The 13,706-nt window shown below is 72.9% G+C and carries 9 protein-coding genes; 4 read left to right on the plus strand and 5 right to left on the minus strand.

Annotated features, from left to right (window positions below):
- Positions 1 to 3: 3 nt before the first annotated feature.
- The 5 genes from ACZ6O5_RS28610 to ACZ6O5_RS28630 form a co-directional block, all read right to left on the minus strand.
- The gene (locus tag ACZ6O5_RS28610; protein ID WP_465981062.1) at positions 4 to 1,731 is read right to left on the minus strand and encodes an amino acid adenylation domain-containing protein; all 1,728 of its coding nucleotides are present in this window, start codon (positions 1,729 to 1,731) and stop codon (positions 4 to 6) included.
- 60 nt (positions 1,732 to 1,791) lie between these two features.
- Positions 1,792 to 3,582 carry an ABC transporter ATP-binding protein gene (locus ACZ6O5_RS28615; RefSeq protein WP_465981064.1) on the minus strand — a complete coding sequence of 597 codons (1,791 nt, stop codon included), beginning with the start codon at positions 3,580 to 3,582 and terminating at the stop codon, positions 1,792 to 1,794.
- A complete protein-coding gene (locus ACZ6O5_RS28620) occupies positions 3,579 to 5,306 on the minus strand; it encodes an ABC transporter transmembrane domain-containing protein (protein ID WP_465981066.1) in 1,728 nt (575 codons plus the stop codon). Before ACZ6O5_RS28620 ends, ACZ6O5_RS28615 begins: the two co-directional genes overlap by 4 nt.
- Before the next feature lie 216 nt (positions 5,307 to 5,522).
- Positions 5,523 to 6,908, minus strand: coding sequence for an alkaline phosphatase PhoX (locus ACZ6O5_RS28625; protein WP_465981068.1), 1,386 nt, complete (start codon positions 6,906 to 6,908; stop codon positions 5,523 to 5,525).
- A gap of 124 nt (positions 6,909 to 7,032) precedes the next feature.
- Entirely contained in the window at positions 7,033 to 8,295 is a 1,263-nt protein-coding gene (locus ACZ6O5_RS28630; protein WP_465981070.1) for a D-arabinono-1,4-lactone oxidase, read from the minus strand.
- Between the two features lie 152 nt (positions 8,296 to 8,447).
- Between ACZ6O5_RS28630 and ACZ6O5_RS28635 the strand changes: the two genes are divergently transcribed.
- The 4 genes from ACZ6O5_RS28635 to ACZ6O5_RS28650 all read left to right on the plus strand — a co-directional run bounded on the left by ACZ6O5_RS28635 (position 8,448) and on the right by ACZ6O5_RS28650 (position 13,697).
- Positions 8,448 to 9,218 carry a phytanoyl-CoA dioxygenase family protein gene (locus ACZ6O5_RS28635; protein ID WP_465981072.1) on the plus strand — a complete coding sequence of 257 codons (771 nt, stop codon included), beginning with the start codon at positions 8,448 to 8,450 and terminating at the stop codon, positions 9,216 to 9,218.
- Positions 9,215 to 11,122: a S9 family peptidase gene (locus ACZ6O5_RS28640; RefSeq protein ID WP_465981074.1), complete on the plus strand. Its 1,908-nt coding sequence runs from the start codon at positions 9,215 to 9,217 to the stop codon at positions 11,120 to 11,122. The genes ACZ6O5_RS28635 and ACZ6O5_RS28640 overlap by 4 nt, the downstream gene beginning before the upstream one ends.
- A gap of 133 nt (positions 11,123 to 11,255) precedes the next feature.
- Entirely contained in the window at positions 11,256 to 12,422 is a 1,167-nt protein-coding gene (locus ACZ6O5_RS28645; RefSeq protein WP_465981076.1) for an MBL fold metallo-hydrolase, read from the plus strand.
- A 48-nt stretch (positions 12,423 to 12,470) separates the two neighbouring features.
- Positions 12,471 to 13,697, plus strand: a complete 1,227-nt coding sequence (locus ACZ6O5_RS28650; protein ID WP_465981078.1) for an ATP-grasp domain-containing protein — start codon at positions 12,471 to 12,473, stop codon at positions 13,695 to 13,697.
- Positions 13,698 to 13,706 lie beyond the last annotated feature (9 nt).

The raw sequence follows: 13,706 nt of genomic DNA on the forward strand, positions 1-13,706 counted from the left end.
CGGTCAGTTCCCGGGGCGGGCGACGAGCTGCCTGACTGTGCGGCGGGCCGCCTGCACGTCCTTCTTTCCGCTCGCCAGCAACGGCAACGAGGCGACCGGGAAGATCCTGGCCGGCACGGCAGCGGCGGGAAGCTTACCGGTGAGCGCCCGACGCAGCTCCGCGGCGTTCGTCGACGCTCCGCCCTCGGTCATGACCAGCGCGAAGAGTCGGGTGTGGCCGCTGTCGGCGGTGAGGGCCACCGCGACCGCCCGGACGACCGACTCCTCCGCCTCGAGCGCGGCCTCCACCTCGGTCAGGTCGACCCGGTTGCCCCTGACCTTGACCTGGCGGTCCGACCGCCCGACGAAGGCGAGTCGGCCGTCCGCGCCGACCTCGACCATGTCCCTGGTACGGAACAGTCTCGTTCCGCTGCCGTCACCGAGCGGGTCCGGCCGGAACCGTTCGGCCGTGAGAGCGCTGTCGCCGAGATACCCGCGCGACACCGTACCGCCCCCGATCGACAGCTCGCCCGTGGTCCCGTGCGGAGCGGACCGGGCGTCGACACCATCGACGTAGGCGCGGATCCCGGGCAGCGGTCGGCCGATCGACCGGAAGTCGTCGGGGGAGCCGGCGGGGTCGACATCGTTCTGCAGGGCGAGGCCGAACTCGGTGGAGCCGTACGAGTTGACCAGCCGTGGCAGCGGCGTGCCCAGGGACCCCCACTGCTCGACGGACCGCCGGTCGAGGACGTCTCCACCGATGACCACGAGCCGGACACCGGGCGGCATCGCGCGCTGCTGCTGAACGAGGAAGCTCACCAGCTCGCGCCAGTAGACGGTGGGAAGGTCCAGGATGGTGACCGAGCGCTCGGTCACCACGGTCAGGAAGTCGCTCATCGAGCGCACCCGCAGCTCGTTCTCGACGACCAGCGTCCCACCCGCCGTCAGGCACGAGAAAATCTCCTCACCGCTGGTGGCCCACACCAGCGAGGTGAACTGGAGGAAGCGGTCGGAGCTGTTGATCTTCCAGTCCGTCACCAGATTGGCGACGTACGCCGACAGTGCCCGGTGGGTCATCATCACGCCGCGGGGTGAGCCGGTGGAGCCGGAGGTGTAGTAGACGCATGCGAGTCCGTCCGGCTGGCTCGCGGCCGGCGGAGGGCTGAACCCGGCGGACGACTCCGGGTCGTCGTGCACCCGCACGACCGGGCACGGCAGCGGCGCGGATCCGTCCTGCTGCCCCGCCTCCACGACGACGACTCTCGGCCGCGCCTCGTCGAGGATCGTCCGGAGCCGTTCGCGCGGTGCACCCGCGTCGAGGGGGAGGTACGCCCCGCCCGCCATCATCGCGGCGAGTACGGCGATCACCGCCTCGACGCCGTTGGGAAGCATGACGCCCACCAGGTCCTCCGGCCCGTCGAGGTACGGGGCCAGCCGTGCGGCGAGGGCCGTGGCGCGGTCCATCAGGTGACGGTAGGTGACCTCGGTGTCGGGGGACCGGATGGCGATCCGGCCGCCGTCCTCGTCGGCTCTCGTGGCGATCGACGCCCATACCGGGGGCCGGGAGTGGTCGGCCGAGATCGACCGCGGACGCAGATCGGTCCAGTGCTCGGCGATCCACGCCAGGCACTCCTCGGTGGTACCGGTTCGGCCCGTCGCACGCCATCCGCGCGGTGTCTCGACGCCGTCGGGCCAGATGGAGTACTGCCCGAGCTCATTGATCACGACGTGGTGGGATGGCGGTTCCCCCATGGATCCTCCTCCAGGTGAAGTGGCAGGGTGACGCGGGTCGCCGCCCCGTCGGAGGCGCGGTCATCCTGCCGGGTGTGACTTGGCAGCCGGCTGGCCGCGGTTGTGCCAGGACCGCCACAGGTCGGCGTACTCGCCGTCGTCCGCGACCAGTTCCGCGTGCGGTCCGAGCTCGACGATCCGGCCGCCGCTGACGACCGCCACCCGATCAGCGTCGCGGCCCACCTGCAACCGGTGCGCGATCGCCACCACGGTCCGGCCGTCCAGGACGGTCCGCAGCGATCGTTCCAGGTCGCGCGCGGCACGCGGGTCGAGCAGCGAGGTGGCCTCATCCAGCACCAGCGTGTGCGGATCGGCGACGAGCAGTCGCGCGAGCGCGAGTTGCTGGGACTGGGCAGGGGTGAGCCTGAGCCGGCCCGAGCCCACCATCGTGTCCAGCCCGTCCGGCAACTGCTCCACCCACCGAGCGGCGTCGACCGCCGCCAGCGCCCGGCGGACCCGCTCGTCGGTCGCCGTCGGGTCCGCCAGGACGACGTTCTCCCGAAGCGTCCCGAGGAACACGTGGTGTTCCTGGGTCAGCAGCGCCACGTGACCACGCAGGTCGTCGAGCGGAAGATCGACCAGTGGCACGCCGCCCACCGTCACCGCGCCGGCGGTGGGCGGATGGATACCGGCCAGCAACCGCGCCAGTGTCGACTTGCCGGCGCCGCTCGGCCCGACGATCGCCAGCCGCTCGCCCGGCACCAGCCGCAGGTCGATGCCGTGCAGCACGTCGATGTCGGAGTGGTAGGCGAAGCTGACCGACTCCGCCGTCAGGTGCTCGCCGTCCGCCGTCACGCGCCGCGGCTCACGGTCGGGGGGGACCTGGGCGACGCCGAGCAGCCGGGCGAGCGAGGCGCCGGCGACCTGCATGTCGTCGGCCAGGCTCATCAGTTGCTCCAACTGGCGGGACAGCATCTGCGCGTAGACCGTCGCGGCGACGAGCGAGCCCAGCGTCGTCCAGCCGTGCAGCACGAACAGCCCGCCGATGCCCAGCGTCGCACCGAGCAGGAGCGCGAAACTACCGTCGACCTGCGGGAAGAAGACGGTGCGTAGCCGCAGGGTGTACCTCTCCGCGCGCCAGACCCGGCGCAGGTCGTCCTCGGTCCGGTCGATGCGCTGCCGCGCCAGCCGGAACGCCTCGACGGTCCGGGCGTTCGCGGTGGTCTCGGACATGCCCTCGGTGAGCTCGCCCCAGGCGGCCGTCTCGGCCAGGTACGCGTCGTGGGCCCGGCGCAGGTACCACCGGCCGGCCGAGAGCAGGATCGGCACCACCAGCAGGATCGGCAGTGCGAGCAGCGCCCCGTTCAGCATCATCGCGCCCAGCACCATCACCACGGTCACGATCGCGATGAGCACCTCGGGGACGGCCGTGCGCACCGCCTGCGCCATGGCGTCGACGTCCCGAGTGGTCCTCGTGGTCAGATCGCCGTTGCCCGCCCGCTCGACCGTCGACAGGGGCAGCCGCAACACGTTGCGGACGAAGTCCTCGCGGAGTTCGGCCAGGACCTGCTCACCGAGCCGGGCCGACGCGTAGGCCGCGAATCGGAGCAGGACCGCCTGCAGGACGGCCAGCACGGCGACGGCGAGCGACAGGGTGGCGACCTCGCCGGAGGTGGCGCGGTGGTCGATCACCCGCTGCACGATCTCGCCCAGCAGGCGGGGTGGCGCCAGCGCCGTGGCCGCCGCGCAGGCGTACAGCGCCAGGACCACGCCGAGTTGCCGTGGGTGGCGTCGCACGAGGCGGCGTGCGTAGCCGAGTACCTCCCTGCTGGTGGCCACCGGCAGGATCAGCCTGGTCTCGTCGGCGCTCATCCCTCGCCCCTCGTGACGGTCTCCGCGTACTCGACGCTCGTGCTGAGTAGTTCGGCGTGGGTGCCTTCGCCGGCGACGCGCCCGCCGGAGACGAAGACCACGTGGTCGGCGCGGGCGAGGACGAGCGGGCTCGTCGTCATGACCGCGGTGGTCCGTCCGGCCCGTGCCGGCCCCAGCCGCGTCGCGATGCGGGCCTCGGTGTGCGCGTCCACCGCCGAGGTGGGATCGACGAGCACCAGGACCGGCGCCTCCGTGATGAGCGCCCGGGCGAGCAGCAGCCGTTGCTGCTGCCCGCCGGACAACTCCCGGCCCGCCGCCGTGAGGTGGGTGTCGAGCCCGGCGGGCAGCTCGTCGATGACGTCGCCCGCGGACGCCACGTCGATGGCGTCCGTGATGACCTTGTCGCGGTCGCTGTCCGGCGTCTCCGCCGGCAGGTGCGGCGCGAGCTGGTCACGGAGCCGACCGGAGAAGAGACGGTCCTCGTGCGTCGTCACGAGGATCGTGTCGCGGACGGTGGCGAGCGTGAGCGTGGACAGCTCCTGGTCGCCGTAGCACACGCCGGGGCTCTCGCTGAAGCGGCCGAGTCTGTCGGCGATGGCCAGGGCGTCGGCGGGATCGGTGGCGGCGACCGCGGTGAACCGGCCCGGTCGCAGCGTCAGTCCCGACTCGGCGTCGGTCAGTGTCTGCGGCGTGGCGTCGAGCCGGGCGGCGGCGGAGCCGGTCGGGTGGTCGACATCGGGCTGGAGGTTCAGCAGGCGAATGACCCGACGGGCCGCCACGTGCGCCTTGGCCCACTTGCCGGCCATCGAGGTGAGTGTGCTGAGCGGTGAGGTGAGGAAGGCGGCGTAGCCGTAGGCCGCCACCAGCTGCCCGGGACTGACGGCGCCCCCGATCGCCTGCCGGGCGCCGACGAACACGACGAGCGCCACCAGCAGGCCGGGCAGCAGGACCTTGAAGCCGGCCAGCACCGCGTCGACGGCGGCGACGCCGATTCCCGCCCGCATCACACCGCGCGACCGGACCTGGTAGCGGTCGTAGAAGACGTCCTCACCACCGATGCCGCGCAGCACCCGTAGGCCGGTGACGATGTCCGAGGCCTGGGTGGCGAGTTCCGCCTGGACCGCGCGATACCGTTGCTGACGGCGGTGCAGCGGTCGGAGCAGGAGAGTGATCCCGAGGGCCCCGACGGGGACGACGGCCACCGCCACCCATCCGGCCTGAGCCGTCGTGGAGATCAGCAGGACCGCGGCGACGACCAGGCCGACTGCCGCGCCGACGCCGCGGCCGGTGATGACCATGGCGTCGGCGATGTGCGCGGCGTCGGAGACGCCGATGCTGACGACCTCTCCGGACGCGAGGCGCCTGGGCAGCGCGGCGCCGAGCTGGGTGGCCTTCCGGACGGTGAGCGTCACGGTGGCGAAGGCTCCGGCGAGGTAGTTGCGCGCGACGGTGCGATGCCGTTGCATGGCCGCGCCCGCCTGGATGGCGCCGAGGCAGACCACCACCGCGGTCCAGCCGGCCAGCGCGCCCGGGTCGCGGGCCTGCACCCCCGCGTCGATCGCGCGGCCGACGGCGGCGGGGGTCAGCGCCATGGAAACCATCCAGGCCATGCCGAAGGCGGTGGCGGCCAGCACACCGCGGGCCTGGCAGCGGAACAGCCACCACAGGTAGCGGGTCGCGGAGCGGGTGTCCGGCTGCCCCACCGGCTCGGGAAGCTCACGCATGATCAGGGTGCCTCCGAAGTACGGCCCGGTCTGCCGGGCCCTCGGCTACGGGTGAGCGGTCCGTCGGTGGCCCCGGCGCCGACGGGCCGGGGCCACCGGATCATGCGGCGCGGCCGGCGCCGCTCGCGGGACGTCGCGTGCGCCGCCACGGCTGACCCGGGCGGCGGCTGGGCCAAGGGGACGTCCGGGCGGCACCGGCCCGCGCCGGGACGGACGTCACGTCGTCTTGCTGTCCCACGGTCCGGTGACGGCGAGCACGAGGCCCGGCGCCTGGACCGACACGAACAGGATCCTGCCGTCCTGGCTGAACACCGGCCCGGCGAACTCGCCGCCCTGCTCGCTGCGGGCGATGGCGTACGGTGCCGCGTTCTCGTCGACCCCGACCAGGTAGGAGAGGCCGTCGCCGTCCTCCGCGATGACCACACCGCCGTACGGCGAGACGGTGATGTTGTCGGGCCCGTCGAACGTGTTCGGGACGGAGTAGTCGTCGACCACGCCGAAGACCGTCTTCAGCTCGATGGTCTCGCACGCCGGGTCGTAGAACCACACCTGACCGTCGTGGTCGGTGAGGCTGCCGTCCTTGACCCGCGCGTAGCTGGAGACGAAGTACGCGCCGCCGTCACCGAACCACTGGCCCTCCAGCTTCCGTCCGCGGGTGACCTGGGCGTCCTTGAGTTGCTTGCGCACGGACTTGGTGGTCGCGAGCCGGTCGGGCACGTCCACCCAGCTGACCCGGTAGACGGTTCCGGGCGTGGTGGCGGCCGACAGCTCGGGGACGTGCTCGCCGTTCAGGGTGGCCCGCATCGCCTGGAGCCGGCCCGCGGTCGCACCGCCCGGGGAGAGCGCGAGCCGGCGCAGGCTGCCCTTGCCGCCCGTGAAGCCCCGTGGTGGCTGCCAGCGGTAGTAGAGGCCGTTCGGCTGGTAGGCGTCCTCGGTCAGATAGATCTCGTGGTTCAGCGGGTTGACGGCGACGGCCTCGTGCGGGTAGCGGCCGAGGAACTTGAGCGGCACCGGACGGAGATTGGCGGTCTCGTCCATCGGGTCGACCTCGAAGACCCAACCGTGGTCCTGCCGGAGTTGCCGGCTGGCCCGCTCCTCGGTCTCTTCGCAGGTCAGCCAGGTGTGCCAGGGGGTGACGCCGCCCGCGCAGTTGTTGTACGTGCCCGCCAGGCTGACGTACTGGCGGACCCGGTTTCCGTCGCTGTCCACGACGATGTTGGTGGTGCCACCCGGGGCGCCGGGGTCGAAGGTCAGGCCCTCGGTCACGGGCACCGGGTTCGGGTCGTCCTCCGAGAGCTCGTGATTGTTGACCAGGGTGAAGCCGCCCGGGATCCGGAAACAGCCCATGCCGTCGGGGTCGCCCGGCGTCAGGCCGCCCGAGGCCAGCGGCGTCCTGCCCTTCTCGGCCACGATGCGGTAGGAGAAGCCGGCCGGCAGCGCCAGGATGCCGTTCGGATCGTCGACCAGTGGGCCGTAGCCCGGCGTGGCGGCGCCCGCGTGGGCGGGCGTGGCGATGGCGCTGACGCTGCCGGCGAAAGCGATGCCGAAGGCTCCTGCGGTACCTGCACGTAGCAGATCGCGGCGACTGAGAGGTGAATTCACATTGAAACCCTTCAGTAGATCGATGCGACCCGGCCGATCGTACTGTCGAAGTCGGCCGGATGGGGGGCGGGTGATCACCTGCGGGGGTCGCCGGCGGGCGTACCCGCAGGTCAGAGGGCCGAGGCTAGGGCCGGGGCGGGAACAGGGCGGACACCATCGGGTTGGTGAACCTGCCGTCCGGGTCGGTGCGGTCCCGCAACGCGCGGAAGTCGGCCGCGCGCGGGTAGCGGCCGATGATGTCGGCGGGGGACAGGCCGGTGAGCTTGCCCCAGTGCGGTCGGGCGTCCAGGGGGGCCAGCGCCGCCTCCACCGCCGCCATCGCGGGAGTGATCGCCGCGAGGTCGTCGTACCAGGTGAAATGGAACGTCACCGTGTCCCGGCCGTAGGCCGGGCTGAGCCACAGCTCGTCGCCGCGTACGCACCGGACCTCCGCGATGTGCACGGCGGGGGCGATCACCTCGCCGAGAGCGATCAGCGCCGACATCGCCTCGGCGGCGCGGTCGAATCCGACGAAGTACTCCGACTGCAACTCCTGCCCGGCGCCGGGGACGAACTCCGCACGGAAGTGCGGCAACCGCTCGTGCCACCAGCCCGGCACGTCGAGCTGGCCGGTGCAGAACTCGGTCGGCATGCCCGGCACCGGATGCACGGGCTCGTCGGCGATCCGGCCCAGCGGCCATGCCGGCGCCGGGTCGTCGACCCGGTCCTTGAGGTAGACGTGCGCCCGCGGCGCGAGCCAGTCGGTGAAGAGGCTGACGCTGTACGCCGCGCCGAACATCGCCTCCAGCCCGTCCGGCAGCTCCGCCAGCGGCACATCGACGTGGACGCGCTGGGTCATCCGGTAGGCCGGCTCCACGTCCAGCGTCACCTCCGTCACCACGCCCAGGGCCCCGAGCGCCACCACCGAACCCCGCAGCCGGTCGCCGTCGAGCTGCCGGCTCACCTCGACCAGCTCGCCGTCGGCGCCGACCATGCGCAACCCGGCCACGGCCGCCGCGAGGCTGCGCTGGCCGCGGCCGGAGCCGTGCGTCCCGGTGGCGATCGAGCCGGCCACCGAGATGTGCGGCAGCGACGCCATGTTGGCCAGCGCCCAGCCGGCACCGTGCAGGTGTGCGACGACCTCGGCGTACGTCATGCCGCCGGAAACCGTCACGGTGGCGGTGGCCGGGTCGGTCACGGCGTGGCGGGGCATGTCGCGCAGCGACACGAGTTCGCCCACGGTGTCCGCGACCCGGCTGAACGAGTGGGTGCTGCCCACCGGGCGCACCAGGCGCGAGTCGGCGACCAGCCGGCGTAACTCGTCGAGTGAGCGCGGGCGATGCACCCGCGTGGCCTGGAAGCGCACGTTGCCCGCCCAGTTCGTCAGGGGCGAGGAGGTCGTCAGCATGTCGGCTCCGTCCGGTCCGCGATCGGTTGCCTGCCCCACGGACGATAGGGCATGAACTTCGATCCTTGCGACCTCGCGAAATTGTGTGCAATAGTTGCCCGGAAATGAGCCGATCACGGGGAGGCGGCTGGCGCATGGATGCTGCGCGGATAATGTCAAGCGATGAGCTGAATCGGTTCGAAGAGCTCGGCTATGTCGTGTTTCCAGGCTTTCTTCCCGCAGATCTCGTGGCACGCCTAAAGCCGGAAACCGATCGGTGGGTCGACCAAGGCCATCGTGAACGGTCAATAGCGTCGGCGGTGGATCCCGCGACACACGGTGTGCCGTCGCTGCTCGAGTTGGAGCTGCCGGCGCACGGCGAGCTGCTGGCCCACCCGCCGCTGATGGACCTGCTGGCCCAGCTGATGGGCCTCCGGTTCGTCTTCCACCACATGCACAGCGACCGGCAGGCGCCGCAGTTGCCGGGCAAGGCGTGGCACCACGACTACGAGCAGAACCCGCAGGTCGACCGCGCGTTCCGGATGGTCCACGCGTTGCACTACCTGGACGGGCTGGACAGCCGGACGGCCGCGCTCGTGGTGCTGCCCGGCTCGCACCACGAGGTCGCGGAGAAGGACGCCCGCGCCGTCGCCGGGGAGGACCCGCTGCCCGGCGAGGTGGTCATCGACGACCTGCCACCGGGTTCCACGGTCGTGCTGCACTCCGCCCTGTTCCACGCGCGCCGCGCCCGTCCCGGCGGCAACGGGCGCGACAGGTACTTCCTCGACGTGTCGTACTGCGAGGTCGGCCCGGCCTGGCCGCCGGTCAAGCCGTACTGGCGGCACATGGTTCGGCGCGGTCGCGAGCTGAACCTCGACGGCGGACGCTGGCCGGAGCTGTTCGCCGAGGAGCACTTCGCGGAATTCGCGAAGCCGGGCAGGTGACCACCTCGCTGACGCGGACGGCGGCCTACGGCTCCTGGCCGTCGCCGGTGACCGCGGAGCTGCTGGTCGACGGGCTGCGCGACCTCGGGTACGCCAGCCGGGCGGGCCGGTGCGTCTACTGGATCGAGACCGACCGGGCCGACCCCGCCGACACCCGGCTCATGTGCCTGGCCGACGGCGCCGACGAGCCTGTGACGGTGCACCGGGCGGTGCGCTCGCAGGTGTACGGCTACGGTGCGCGACCGTACGCGGTGCGGTCGGGTGTGGTGTTCCTCGTGCACGCCACCGACCAACAGCTGTACCGGCTCGATCCGGACGGCACGACGGTGGCGTTGACGTTCCCCGGGGCGGAGGAGCCGGTGCGGTACGGCGCTCCGCAGCCCTCCCACGACGGTCGGCTGCTGTACGCCGTCCGCGAGCGTGGCGACGGCCCGGACGCGGTGCACGACCTGGTGGTGGTGCCCACCGCCGGTGGTCCGCTCCGGGTGCTGGCCGCGGGCGCCGACTTCTACGGCGCGCCCGTGCCGCACCCGACGCGGCTGCGGGTGGCGTTCACGACCTGGGACCACCCGCACATGCCGTGGGACGAGTCGACGCTGCGCGAGGTCCACCTCGACGAGCGGGGGCGGGCCGTCGACGAGCGGGTGGTCACCGCGTTGCCCGGCGTGTCGGTCACCCAGCCCTGCTACTCGCCCCGGGGCCGGCTGCACTTCGTCGACGACCGCTCGGGCTGGTGGAACCTGCGCGCGGAAGGCGCTCCGGACGCGCTGACCGCGATGGAGGCCGAGTTCGGCCGCCCCGACTGGTCCTGCGGCGCGACCACGTACGGGTTCCTCGCCGACGGGCGGATCGTCGCGGCGTTCCGGGTGCGGGGCAAGGACACCGTCGTGCGGATCGATCAGGGCGGGGCCGAGCCGGTGCCGATGCGGTTCGACGTCGTGGACACCCTGGCCACGGGCCCGGACGACGCCGTCGCGGTGGTCGCCTCGGGCACCCGCTCGGCCGCGGTCGTGCTGCTGCCCGACGGCGCGGGCCCGCCGGTGCGGCTGCGCTCCGCCCGGCCCCGGCCGCTCGGTGACGAGTGGACCAGCCGCCCCCGGCCGATCGCATTCGACTCCGACGGCGCGCTGGTGCACGCCTTCTACTACCCCCCGCACCACCCGCACGTGCGGGGGCCGGCGGGTCGACCACCGCCGTTGGTCGTGTTCTGCCACGGCGGGCCGACGGTGGTGGCCAGCGCGGTCTTCTCCCACCAGGTGCAGTTCTGGACGACGCGCGGCATCGCCGTGGTCGAGGTCAACTACGGCGGCAGTGCGGGGCACGGCCGGGCCTACCGCGAGCGCATCCGGGGCCGGTGGGGCGAGCTGGACGTGACCGACTGCGTCAACGCGGCCCGCCACCTCGTCGCCGAAGGGCTGGCCGACCCGCGTCGCCTGGCGGTGCGTGGGCTGAGTTCGGGCGGGTTGACCGCGCTCAACGCCGCGGCGTCCGGCGTCTTCGCCGCCGTGACCAGTTGCGCCGGGGTGACCGAGCCGGCAGCCATCCCGGACCGCACCCACAAGATGGAGTCGCGATACCTCGACGGTCTCATCGGGCCCTGGCCGGCGGCCCGCGACGAGTACGAGCGGCGCTCCCCGCTGCGGCGGCTGGACTCCTGGACGGCCGCCGTCCTGCTGTTCCACGGCGCGCGGGACCGCGTCGTGCCGCCCGAGCAGGCGCAGGCGCTGTACCAGGCACTACGGGCCAGGGGAGCGCCGGTCGAGTTGGTGCTGTTCCCCGAGGAAGGGCACGCGTTGACGGGACCCGATGCGATGGCGCGGATAGCCCGTCGGGAACTGGCGTTTCTCGCGGCCATATTTGGTTTCATTCCCGACTATGTGTCGGGCGGTCGCGTGACAAAATAGGACCGCAGGGCTGACCGACCGTTCAGGTTGATGCTTGTGAATAAAAGGAACGTGACCTATCTTCTTTGAGTCGTCCCCGGCAGCACGGACTGTCCTGATCAGCGCGGTGTCGTCCGCGCGGAGGTCACACCAGATGCGCGCTTTCCTGTCCCCACAGACCGTCGTTCGGCCGCTCGCCGCTCGCCGGCGTGCCCGACCGGGCGAGGAGGCTCCGCGTCCGGACACCTCCGACCCTGGCGACCGGTACGCCGCGGAGGAGGCCGCCACGCCCGGGGTCGCGCTGCTCCGCCGGCCGGGCCCGGCACCCGCCGACGACGCGCCCGCCGACGACGCGGCCGGGACCGGGCCGGGTCGCGTCGAGCTCTCCGCGCCGCTCGGGTCGGAGCTGTTCGACGAGTTGTTCGCCGCCCGCCTGTCGCCCGTCGACGTGGAGGCGCTCGCGGACCGCTTCGGGCTCGCCGGGCCGCAGCGGCGGGCGTTCCGGCACATGTTCACCGAGCAGGACCCGCGGCGGTACGGCCCCAACCTCACCGGCGACGTGCGGATGCGCTACTTCGGACACGCTTCGGTGCTGCTGGACTTCGGCGGTTTCACCGTGCTGACCGACCCGGCGGTGGGCTACGACGGTGACGGCTTCGCCGAGCACCACACCATCGCCGACCTCCCGGACGTGATCGACGTCGTGCTCCTGACCAACGGCGACTGTCTCCACTTCTCCCCGGAGACGCTGCTGCAGCTACGCCGCCGGATCGGTGTCGTCGTCGTGCCGCGGGCCCTCGCCGACGGTCCGGCCCTCGGCGGTCTGCCGGACCTGCTGGCGCGGTACGGCTTCACCGACGTCGTCGAGTTGGGCGACGATCGGTCGCTGGAGTTCGGCCCGGCCCGCGTCCGGGCGTTGTCGTCCCCCGTCGGGCAGGGCGGGGCCCACCGGCCGGCCGCGATGACGCCGCTGGTCCGCCTGGGTGGGAGGGGCTTCGTCTTCGCCGCCCACGGCTGCCCGGTCGACCCGGCCGCCGAGGCGTCGGCGCCCCGCGGGCTCGGGCAGGTCGACGTGCTGTTCACCACCGCGGAACGGGCCGACCGGCTCGCCGGGCAGCTCGACGCGGAGCAGGTCTTCGTCCGCGCCCGGGGCGTCGAGCCGTGGCTGGCGCACCTCACCGGCTGCCGGCACGGCCTGGGGGCCGGGCCGCCGGAGCCGAACCGGGCCGGGGGACGGCCGACCGGCAACCGGGGCGGACCACCGGAACCGCTCCACCTCACCGCCGAGCGGTTCTGGCCGGTCCGGGACGAGACCAACTGATCGGGACGGAACGGATTCACGGGGGGTACGACAAGATGTTGCCACGAGATGACCGCGGACAGTAGGCCGAAGCTCGGCGTGGTGTACGACGAGGGGGCGGCCGGCCCGGGGGAGGTGACCGCAGCCGCACGCTCCTGCGGCATCGAGGTGCTGCTCATCGTCGACGGCGCCACCGAGCACGTTCGTCGGTTGCTGCCCGCGCTGCGCCGGCGCTTCACGGTCTGCGAGGTGACCGGGCTGGGCGTGGACCGGGCCGCGGCCACCGTCGCCGCGCTGGGTCTGGCCGGCGTGCTGACGTTCAGCGAGCACCGCATGGAGGAAACCGCGGCCTACGCGGCCACCGCGGGGCTCGACCGGTGGCACTCGCCCGAGGTGACGTCCCTCCTCACCGACAAACTCCGCCAGCGGCAGGCGCTGGCGGCGGCCGGCGTGCCCGGCGCGGCGTTCGCGTCGGTGGACGATCCCGCCGCGGTGGCGGACGCGCTGGCCCGGGTCGGCCTGCCCGCCGTGCTCAAGCCGCGGCGGGGCACGGGCAGCCGGCTGGTCCGGCGGGTCGACACGGTTGCGGAGGCCCGTGCGGCGACCGCCGAGATCGCCGCGTCCGTCGACTGCGGGCTGGTGGTCGAAGGGCTGCTGCCCGGCGACACCACGATCGCCGGGCCGCAGTGGGGCGACTACGTCTCCGTCGAGGCCGCCGTCCACGGCGGACAGGCCCACGTGCTCTGCCTGACCGGCAAGTTCCCGCTGGTGCCGCCGTTCCGGGAACGCGGCTCGTTCGTGCCGCACACCTTGGACGCGGTCACCGCCGACCGGGTCGCGGCCGTGGCGGTCGCCGCGGTCACGGCCCTCGGCGTCCGCGACGGGCTCGTGCACACCGAGGTGAAACTCACCCCCGACGGACCTCGGGTGATCGAGGTCAACGGGCGGCTGGGCGGCCTGGTCGCCGACATCGTACGCCGCGGATCGGGCGTGGACCTGGTGGCGGCGGCGATGCGGCTGGCCCTCGGGCGGCCGGTCCGGGACACACCCCGCTTCGCGCACGTCACCTACCAGTACACCCTGGTGCCGGCCGCGCACTCGGCATCGACGCCCACCGCCGACCGGCTGGCCCGGTTACGCGCACTACCCGGCGTGGACCTCGTCGACGCCCGGACCCGCCCGGACCGGGCCGGCGACTGGCGGGACGGCGCCCGGGCACGTGTCGGCCACCTCCACGGGCAGGTGACCGACCATCCGGCGCTCGCCCAACTGACCCAGGCCATCGACAGCGTCTGAAGCCCGGCA

The sequence above is a fragment of the Micromonospora sp. NPDC049201 genome, assembly GCF_055586805.1.